We start from the raw sequence: 2,572 nt of genomic DNA on the forward strand, positions 1-2,572 counted from the left end.
CCACCCAGTCCACCGCGCCGAGTCCCGCCAGCACCTGCATGCGCCGGGCGAGCGGGTTGATCGGGCGCTTCTCGCCCTTGAGCCGGCGAATGGAGGCGTCGTCGTTGACCGCCACCACCAGCCGGTCGCCCAGCCGCCGGGCCTGCTCCAGGTAGGTGACGTGGCCGGCATGCAGGATGTCGAAGCAGCCGTTGGTCATCACCACCCGCTCGCCGCGGCGCTGGGCGGCGCGCACCGCCGCGACCAGCGCCGTGGCCTCGGTCACGCCGAACTCGGCGGGCTTGTCGCCGTACTGGGCGCGCGACAGCTCCTCGAGGGTAAGCGTGGCGGTGCCGGGCTTGGCCACCACCAGCCCCGCGCCCAGGTTGGCGAGCATCATGGCATCGGGAAGCGGGCTTTTTGCGGCGAGCGCCAGGCCCAGCAGCGCGATCACCGTGTCGCCGGCGCCGGTCACGTCGAACACTTCCTGGGCGCGGGTGGGCAGGTGCAGCGCGGCGTGGTGCTCGCGAATCAGCGTCATGCCCTTCTCGCTGCGGGTGATCAGCAGCGCATCCAGCGCGAGCTCGGCGCGCAGCGCCTCGCCACGCTGCTCCAGCGCCTCATCCGAATCGCACACCCCGGCCACGGCCTCGAACTCGGCCAGGTTCGGGGTGATCAGACTCGCCCCGCGGTACTTGGTGAAGTCGACGCCCTTGGGGTCGATCAGCACGCGCTTGCCCCGGGCTTTCGCCATCTCGATCAGCCGTTCGACCTGGTTGAGCGTGCCCTTGCCGTAGTCCGAGAGAATCATCACGTCGGCTTCCAACAGCGCCGCCTCCACCTGGGCGAGCAGCTCGTCGGTCTCGACGCCGGCGAGCGACTGCTCGAAGTCCAGGCGCAGGAGCTGCTGGTTGCGGCTCATCACCCGCAGCTTGGTGATGGTAGGCACGCCGGGGCTGACCTGAAAGTGAGTGCTCACATTGGCAGTATCGAGCTGCTCTTTGAGCAAGGCGGCGTGCTCGTCGTCCCCCACCACGCCGGCCAGCGCCACCCGGGCACCGAGGGCAGCGATGTTGAGCGCCACGTTGGCGGCCCCGCCCGGACGGTCGTCGGCGCCGTCGACGCGCACCACCGGCACCGGCGCCTCCGGCGAGATGCGCGAGGTGCTGCCATGCCAGTAGCGGTCGAGCATCACGTCGCCCACCACCAGAACGCGGGCGTGCTGCAGGGCGGTCAAATCAACTTTCATCGGAAACTCCCGTGGTCGGCGATGCGGCGGTGTGCGCGAGCAGCGCATCGAGCTTGGCGATCACCGCGTCGGTCTTGATCAGGTCCATGGCGTCGGCGTGGCGCACGCGCTGGCCCCAGCTCACCTCCTTTACCGACTTGTCGAGATAGGTACGCACCGCCTCGGGGTAAGCGTCGACGGCGAAATCGCGCCACAGGTAGGGCGCGGCGCGGCGCGGGTTGGTCGTGGCGTAGAGCCCGAGCGTGGGCGTGCCCAGGGCGTTGCCCATGTGGGCCGGGCCGGTGTCCGGGGCGATCACCGCCCGGGCCTCTTTGATCAGTGCCAGCACGCCCTTGAGCGACGTGCCGCCGATGGCGTTGACCACGCTGCCAGGCGGGCAGAGCGCCTCGATGGCATCGGCCATTTCACGCTCGACGGCGCTGCCGCCGCCGGTGAGCACGCTCCTGAGCCCGTGCTGGCGGTAGGCGTGCTCGATGACGCTGGCGTAGCCCTCGACCGACCAGTTGCGAAAATTCCTCAGCCGGGCGTTGCTGCAGGGGTTGATGACCAGGTACGGCGCCGGCCCCGCGAGCGCCCGGGCCTCGTCGAAGGCGGTATCGGGAATGGCCAGGTTCCACTCGAGACGGTCGTCGGTCACGCCGAGCAGCCGGGCGAAGTCCATGAACGATTCGAGCACGTGGGGGTGCTGGCGCGGCGCGATCTGGCGCTGGGTGAACCAGTGCTGGAAGTCCTTGGCCCGCGCCTTGTCGAAGCCCACCCGCACATCGGCCTTGAGCCCCAGCGACAGCAGGCTGGCGCGGATAGCCTGCTGCATGTGCAGCAGCACGTCGAAGCGGGTATCGGCGAGCTCGCGCCAGATCCGGCGCATGCCGGCAAGGCCGGTCGCCTTGTCGAACACGACGAACTCGACCCCGGACAGGCCCGCCAGTAGACTGTGCTCGCCCTTGCCGATGATCCAGGTGATCCGCGCCTCGGGCCAGTGGCGCTGCAAGGCGCGTACCGTGGGCACGAGATTGCACACATCGCCCAGCGCCGAGAGGCGCAGGATGGCAATATGGCGAGGTTTCTTGGGCAAAGAGGGCTTCATGCGCTTAGCGGCACTCCAGCAGGAAAATTGGCTGATTCTACATGATGTAGACAGTTTATGTGACGACGCCACGGCGTACCAACCCGGGCCTGCGCTGTTCGATGGCGCGGCATGGCGCCGCCGCGAGCAAGTGGTGGGCGAGGCCCCGGGCCGGGGTGAGAGCCTGTTTCTCCAGGCAGGCCACGAGCAGTGGGTACTGCGCCCCTACCGGCGCGGCGGGCTCGTCGCCCGGGTCTGCGAGAAGCGCTACGCGTGGT

Annotated in this window: 3 protein-coding genes; 1 reads left to right on the forward strand and 2 read right to left on the reverse strand. The window is 69.2% G+C overall.

Annotated elements, in window-relative coordinates:
* Both hldE and BIS11_RS14910 read right to left on the reverse strand, forming a co-directional pair.
* A partial coding sequence (gene hldE / locus BIS11_RS14905; RefSeq protein ID WP_253586412.1) for a bifunctional D-glycero-beta-D-manno-heptose-7-phosphate kinase/D-glycero-beta-D-manno-heptose 1-phosphate adenylyltransferase HldE occupies positions 1-1,228 on the reverse strand: 1,228 nt, incomplete at its 3' end.
* Entirely contained in the window at positions 1,218-2,315 is a 1,098-nt protein-coding gene (locus BIS11_RS14910; protein WP_253426182.1) for a glycosyltransferase family 9 protein, read from the reverse strand. The genes BIS11_RS14910 and hldE, both read right to left, overlap by 11 nt.
* On the opposite strand from BIS11_RS14910, the gene BIS11_RS14915 reads away from it, so the two are divergent.
* Positions 2,314-2,572, forward strand: a 259-nt coding sequence (locus tag BIS11_RS14915; RefSeq protein ID WP_301286484.1) for a lipopolysaccharide kinase InaA family protein, incomplete at its 3' end; no start/stop codon positions are given. The two genes, BIS11_RS14910 and BIS11_RS14915, sit on opposite strands and share 2 nt — an antisense overlap.

It is taken from the genome of Halomonas sp. 707D4, from assembly GCF_024158685.1.
In the GTDB taxonomy this organism is placed as follows: Bacteria; Pseudomonadota; Gammaproteobacteria; order Pseudomonadales; family Halomonadaceae; genus Vreelandella.

Bases quoted from the DNA above. Each gene is read 5' to 3' on its own strand.
- BIS11_RS14910 (WP_253426182.1), bottom strand. From the start codon at position 2,315: ATGAAGCCCTCTTTGCCCAAGAAACCTCGCCATATTGCCATCCTGCGC.